Origin of the sequence: Streptomyces tricolor, from assembly GCF_002155905.1 — a bacterium.
Lineage (GTDB): Bacteria > Actinomycetota > Actinomycetes > Streptomycetales > Streptomycetaceae > Streptomyces > Streptomyces tricolor.
Window position 1 is genome coordinate 1 of record NZ_MUMF01000422.1, and the last position, 5,955, is coordinate 5,955.

The 5,955-nt window shown below is 72.9% G+C and carries 5 protein-coding genes, 1 tRNA gene, 1 other RNA gene and 1 pseudogene; 2 read left to right on the top strand and 6 right to left on the bottom strand.

Annotated features, from left to right (window positions below; translation table 11 throughout):
- Nucleotides 1-380, top strand: a pseudogene (locus CCN44_RS28000) (transporter); the annotation flags it as partial.
- Between the two features lie 57 nt (nucleotides 381-437).
- On the opposite strand, the gene CCN44_RS28005 reads toward CCN44_RS28000, so the two are convergent.
- The 6 genes from CCN44_RS28005 to CCN44_RS28030 form a co-directional block, all read right to left on the bottom strand.
- Nucleotides 438-923: a hypothetical protein gene (locus CCN44_RS28005; RefSeq protein WP_086700584.1), complete on the bottom strand. Its 486-nt coding sequence runs from the start codon at nucleotides 921-923 to the stop codon at nucleotides 438-440.
- Between the two features lie 175 nt (nucleotides 924-1,098).
- Complete coding sequence (locus CCN44_RS28010; protein WP_059249912.1) at nucleotides 1,099-2,148, bottom strand: ABC transporter substrate-binding protein; 1,050 nt, start codon at nucleotides 2,146-2,148, stop codon at nucleotides 1,099-1,101.
- 89 nt (nucleotides 2,149-2,237) lie between these two features.
- Nucleotides 2,238-3,101, bottom strand: a complete 864-nt coding sequence (locus tag CCN44_RS28015; protein WP_086700582.1) for an ABC transporter ATP-binding protein — start codon at nucleotides 3,099-3,101, stop codon at nucleotides 2,238-2,240.
- Entirely contained in the window at nucleotides 3,098-4,120 is a 1,023-nt protein-coding gene (locus CCN44_RS28020) for a FecCD family ABC transporter permease (RefSeq protein ID WP_059255032.1), read from the bottom strand. Before CCN44_RS28020 ends, CCN44_RS28015 begins: the two co-directional genes overlap by 4 nt.
- Before the next feature lie 410 nt (nucleotides 4,121-4,530).
- A complete protein-coding gene (locus tag CCN44_RS28025; RefSeq protein ID WP_059249910.1) occupies nucleotides 4,531-5,538 on the bottom strand; it encodes a FecCD family ABC transporter permease in 1,008 nt (335 codons plus the stop codon).
- 143 nt (nucleotides 5,539-5,681) lie between these two features.
- Nucleotides 5,682-5,769, bottom strand: a tRNA-Ser gene (locus CCN44_RS28030).
- Between the two features lie 72 nt (nucleotides 5,770-5,841).
- Here CCN44_RS28030 and ffs point away from each other — a divergent pair.
- An RNA gene (ffs, locus tag CCN44_RS28035) (signal recognition particle sRNA small type) lies at nucleotides 5,842-5,940 on the top strand.
- The last annotated feature ends 15 nt before the right edge of the window (nucleotides 5,941-5,955 follow it).

The window sequence follows — 5,955 nt, forward strand, 5'->3', positions numbered from 1 at the left end:
CCGTCGGGATGCCCGCCGCCCCGGCGGCGGGCATCCCGACGGCCTCCGTCACCGTGATCCCGTTCGACACCGGCGCCGCCGGCGGCCGCGGCAAGGTCCAGATCACCCTGGACCCCGGCCGGGTCGGCACCAACTCCGTCGAGGCGGTGATCTACGGCCCCGACGGCGGCCTGGCCGCGGTCCCCGAACTCCGCGTCACCCTCACCCTCCCCGCCCAGCGCGTCGGCCCCCTGGACACCAAGGTCACCGACCGCGGCGGCTACTGGTCCGCCCCCGCCTTCACCCTCCCGCTGCCCGGCACCTGGACGATGAAGGCCACGGTCCGCGTGTCCGAACTGGACCAGGTGACGGTGTCGGCACCGGTGCGGGTGACGCGCTGACCCCCGCGGTGTCCGCGGGAGCCACCACGCGCACCGGCGTGCGGGAAGAGCCGCGGCTCACACGGCGTGCAGGAAGAGCTGCGGCGACCAGCCCGTGCAGTTGGGCCCCTCGTCGATCGACCGGGCACACGCCCTGACCTTGAAGTTCCAGTCCCCGTGCGCGGGCCGCTGCACCGTCGCGACCTGGCGCTCGCCCATGGGCATCTGCCAGGTGTACCAGCCGAGCCGGCCCGGATACGTGTAGCGGATCTCGTAGAAGGCGTAGCGCGGGCTGGAGTAGCCGCCGTAGTAGAGCCTGAGCGTGTTGGTGCAGCCGTCGAAGCGCGCACCGGCGTACGGCGTGTACGTGTACTTGTACCGCTTGGGCACACCGCCGACGGTGGTCCCGCCGGAGGGCGGATACGCGTCGCGGGAGGTGCACAGGGTCGCCGGGACGGAGCCGGGCACGCTCACCTGCTCGGCAGCGTCGGCCGCGCCGTCCACCGAGGCGACGGGGACGAGCAGGGCCGCCGCGGCAGCAACAAGGGATAAACGGCGCCTCATCACCCTCACCTCCACCGGACGATGCTCATTCACCACAGTGCACGCCCGTCTCCTTGGTCGCATCCGGCGCGGCAGCACCCGGGAGACACGGCCGGAGGGCCGGACCCCTGATCGCGGTCCGGCCCTCCGGTGCGGCGCAGGCCCTGCTCGGTGCGGCGGCCCTGCTGCGCGGGCCCTACTTCGTGAGGTAGCGGTCCAGGTCGGCGAGGACCCGGTCGGCGGCGGTCACGCCGAGGCCGAGGTACCAGGTCTCGTCCGGGACGTCGTGGGCGTGGCCGGCCTTGACCGCCCCGAGGTTCTTCCACAGGGGGTTGCTCTGCGTCTTGGCCTTGTCGGTGGCCTTGGGATCGCCGTACACACCGGTGAAGACGTAGTCGGCGTCGGCCTGGTCGATGTTCTCCGCGCTGACCTCGGCGGCCAGGTCGTCGATGTCCTGGTTCTTCGGACGCGGGATGCCGGCGTCCTCCAGGATCGTGCCGATGAAGGACGCCTTGGCGTACAGGCGGATCACGCCGTCCGGCATGAAGCGGACCATCGAGACGGTCGGCTTCTTCGCACCGAGCTTCTCGTCCAGCGCCTCGACCTTCTTGTCGTACGCGGCGAGCTTGGCCTTGGCCTCGGCCGTCTTGTCCAGGGCCGCCGCGTTGAGGAGGTAGTTCTCCTTCCAGGTGAAGCCGGGGCGCAGGGAGAACACGGTCGGCGCGATCTTGGACAGCTCGTCGTACTTGTCGGCGGCCCGCAGCTGGCTGCCGAGGATCAGGTCGGGCTTGAGCCCGGCGATGGCCTCCAGATTGAGGTTGTTGATGGTGCCGACGTTCTTCGGGGTGCCCGCGTCCTTCTTCAGGTAGGAGGGCAGTTCGGGCGAGCCCTCGGTGGGGGCGAGGCCGACCGGCTTGATGCCCAGCGACACGACGTTGTCGAGTTCGCCGACGTCGAGGACGACGACACGCTTCGGCTGGGACTCGATGACCGTCTTGCCCATGGCGTGGCTGATGGTGCGGGGCCACTGGCCGGGCTTGGCCTCGGTGCCCATGGCCGCGGTCTTCTTCGCCGCGTCCGCGAAGTCGTCGCCGCCCTGGGCGACCGCCTTCTTGCCGCCGGCTCCGGCGGAGGACCCGGCCGGGGTCTCCTCGCCGTCCCCGGCGGATCCGCCGCAGGCCGTCAGGGACAGCGCGGCGGCGAGGGCGAGGGCTGCTGCGGCGGTGCCGCGGCGGCTGGCAGACATGGGAGGGCTCCCGTCATCCGGCGAACTTAGGTGAGCCTTACTTTATGGGAACCCTGTGAGCCGGCTGATTCCGGAGAGTGTGGTTCCGATCACGCCCGCTCGGCCGTGTCGGCGTCGCTCTCCTGCGCGGGTACGGCCGCGATGCCGGCCCCGTCCGCGCCCGCCGCCCACGGAGGGCCGGGGACGACCAGCGGACCGCCCGTCACCGGATCCGGTACGACGACCGACGCCAGCCCGAAGACCTCCCGCACCAGGCCGGCGGTGACGACGTCCGCCGGCGGCCCCTGGGCGACGATGCGGCCCGCCCGCATGGCGATCAGATGGTCGGCATAGCGCGCCGCCTGGTTCAGGTCGTGCAGCACCGCCACCACCGTCCGGCCGCGCTCGCGGTTGAGCTGCCGCACCAGGTCCAGGACCTCCACCTGGTGGGCGATGTCGAGGTAGGTCGTCGGCTCGTCCAGCAGGAGCAGATCGGTGTCCTGGGCCAGTGCCATGGCGATCCACACGCGCTGCCGCTGGCCGCCGGAGAGCTCGTCCACCGGCCGTTCGGCGAGGTCGGCCGTCCCGGTGCGCTCCATCGCCGCGGCGACGGCCTCCTCGTCCGCCTCCGACCACTGCCGCCACCACTGCTGGTGCGGCTGCCGTCCCCGCGAGACCAGGTCCGCGACCGTGATCCCCTCGGGCGCCACCGGCGTCTGCGGCAGCAGCCCGATCACCTGGGCGATCCTCCGGGTGGGCACGCGCGCCAGCTCGGTGCCGTCCAGCAGCACGGCACCGCGCCGCGGCTTCAGCAGCCGGCCCAGGGCGCGCAGCAGGGTGGACTTGCCGCAGGCGTTCGGGCCGACGATGACGGTGACCCTGCCGTCCGGGATGCGCAGGTCCAGGTCCTCGACGACCGTACGGTTCTCGTACGCGAGGGTGAGTTCCCGGGCGGTGAGGCGGTCGGCGGTCACGCGGTTCCTCCGGAACGGCTGCTTCGGGTGCGGACGATCAGCCACATCAGGTACGGGGCGCCCACCAGGGCGGTGAACACGCCGACCGGCAGCTCCGTCGGGGACAGGAGCCTGCGGGCCAGCAGGTCGGCCACCACCACGATCAGCGCGCCGGTCAGTGCGGAGCACAGCAGCGGGGTGTGCGGGGTGCGGGTGAGCCGGCGGGCGATCTGGGGGGCGAGCAGGGCCACGAAGTCGACGGGACCCGCGGCGCCGGTCGCGACGGAGGCGAGGACGACACCGAGGGCGCTCAGACCGAGCCGGGTGCGGTCGAGCCGGACGCCGAGGGCGGTGGCCGTGTCGTCGTCGAAGGCCGCGCCGCGCTGGGCCCGCGCGGCCCACAGCAGGAACGGGGCCAGCAGCAGGAGCGCGGTCGCGAGCGGCGCGGCATGGTCGTACCCGCGCCCGTTGAGGGATCCGGTGAGCCAGACCTTGGCCTGCTGGGCGACCAGGTAGTCGCCCCGGGTCACGAACAGCCGGGTCAGCGAGGCGAGGGCCACCGAGATGCCGATGCCGACCAGCACGAACCGGGAGGGGGCCAGGCCGCCCCGCCACGCGAACAGGTAGACGAGCAGGGCCGTCGCCAGACCGCCGCCGACGGACACGTAGGTCAGCGCGGTGTACGACGTGAGTCCGAACGTCATCGCGGCGACCGTGGCCGCACCCGCGCCGTGCGTCACGCCGATGACGTCGGGGCTGGCGAGGGGGTTGCGCGCCATCGTCTGGATCAGCGCGCCGGAGACCCCGAAGGCCGCGCCCACGAGCAGACCGGTCACCAGGCGCGGCAGCCGCAGGGTGCCGACCACCAGCTCGTCCGGACTGGGCAGCCCCAGCAGCACGCGGACGACCTCGCGGGGCGCGACGAACGACTCGCCGACACACAGGGAGGCGACGACCGCTGCGGCCAGCAGCGCGGCCAGCGCGGCGGCCACCAGGGCACTGCGGCGGTGCACCAGGAAACTGCCCCGCCCGGCCCGCAGGACGGAGTACCCGGCAGGCCGGGCCTTCCCGGAACGGGCCGTGCCGGAACGAGTCGTGCCGGGACCGGTGGTGTCGGGACCGGTGGTGTCGGAACCCGTGGCGCCGGGACGTGTGGCGCCGGGACGTGTGGTGCCGGGACCGGTGGTGTCGGGACTCGTGGTGTCGGGACCGGTGGTGTCGGAACCCGTGGTGCCGGGACGTGTGGTGCCGGGACCGGTGGTGTCGGGACTCGTGGTGTCGGGACCGGTGGTGTCGGGACCGGTGATGTCGGAACCCGTGGCGCCGGGACATGTGGTGCCGGGACCGGTGGTGCCGGGACTCGTGGTGTCGGCACCGGTCGTGCCGGACCCGGCCGGTGACGGTGGCACAGGGGCCGTGGGGCCGGAGGACGCGCTGCCGCTGAGCCCCGTCATGCCGCGGCCACCGCCTTCTTCCTCCGCACGAGCACGATCAGGAACGGCACCCCGGCCAGGGCGGTCATGACAGCCACCGGCACCTCGGAGGGCCGTACGACGACCCGGCCCAGGACATCCGCCAGCAGCAGCATCACCGGACCGAGCAGGGCGGCCATCGGCAGCAGCCAGCGGTGCGCGGGGCCGACCAGCGCCCGGGCCATGTGCGGGACGGCGAGGCCCGTGAAGGCGATGGGGCCCGCGGCGGCGACCGCGGCGCCCGTCAGGACGGTCGCGCCCAGCGCGCCGGTCGCCCGCAGCAGGGCGACGTTGCGGCCCAGGCCGCGGGCGATGTCGTCGCCGAGCGCGAGCGCGTCCAGCCCGCGTGCCATGGCCAGCACCAGCAGCAGCCCGGCCAGCAGGAAGGGCCAGATCTGCCCCACGATCGTCAGGTCCCGCCCGGCGATGGAACCGACGTCCCAGAACCGGAACTCGTCCAGGGCCTGGGCGTCGGTCGTGAGCACGGCCGAGACCACGGAGGCGAGGAACGCGTTCATGGCCGCCCCGGCCAGCGCCAGCTTGATCGGCGACGCGCCGCCGCGCCCGCTGCCGGCGACGGCGTAGATGCAGACGGCCGCGAGACCGGCACCCGCGAACGCGTACCAGACGTACCCGGTCAGGCTGTGCACCCCGAGGAACGCGATGGCGCAGACGACGCCCAGCGAGGCGCCCTGGCTGATGCCGAGGATGCCCGGCTCGGCGATCGGATTGCGCGTGATGCCCTGCAGCACCGTGCCGGCCACGGCCAGCGCGGCCCCGACCATGACACCGACGACCGTCCGGGGCAGCCGCAGCGACCGCACGACCCGCGCGTCGTCGCTCGTACCCCCGTGGAGCAGGGTGTCCCAGACCACGGACGGGGCGATGGCACGACTGCCGACCGCCAGACTCAGCAGCATCGCCAGCACCAACAGGAGAAGGGCGGCACCCAACCAGCCGGCCCGTCGACTCGCGACTGCGGACATCCACCGTCCCCACGTTGATCAGCTAAGGCTTGCCTAAGCCTACGCTGCGCGAAAAACGGGGCCGGGCCCCGATACGGCGGCCGGGACACGACGAAGGCCCCGGCCGCTGAGCGGTCGGGGCCTTCGTGTCGGCTGGTGAGCCGTGGCGGAGGATACGAGATTCGAACTCGTGAGGGGTTGCCCCCAACACGCTTTCCAAGCGTGCGCCCTAGGCCTCTAGGCGAATCCTCCGCCGGAAACATTACATGACCGAGAGGTGTGCTCGCGAACTCGTTCCCTTCGGCCGCGATCGGGTACCCTTGGCGCAGCCCCTCACGCGGCGCTATCTGACTGAACTCCCCCAGGGCCGGAAGGCAGCAAGGGTAGGTCGGCTCTGGCGGGTGCGTGGGGGGCGCTTTGCGTTCCGGGGGCCGGGGC

Bases quoted from the DNA above. Each gene is read 5' to 3' on its own strand.
- CCN44_RS28025 (WP_059249910.1), bottom strand. From the start codon at position 5,538: ATGTCCGCAGTCGCGAGTCGACGGGCCGGCTGGTTGGGTGCCGCCCTT.
- CCN44_RS28005 (WP_086700584.1), bottom strand. From the start codon at position 923: ATGAGGCGCCGTTTATCCCTTGTTGCTGCCGCGGCGGCCCTGCTCGTC.
- CCN44_RS28010 (WP_059249912.1), bottom strand. From the start codon at position 2,148: ATGTCTGCCAGCCGCCGCGGCACCGCCGCAGCAGCCCTCGCCCTCGCC.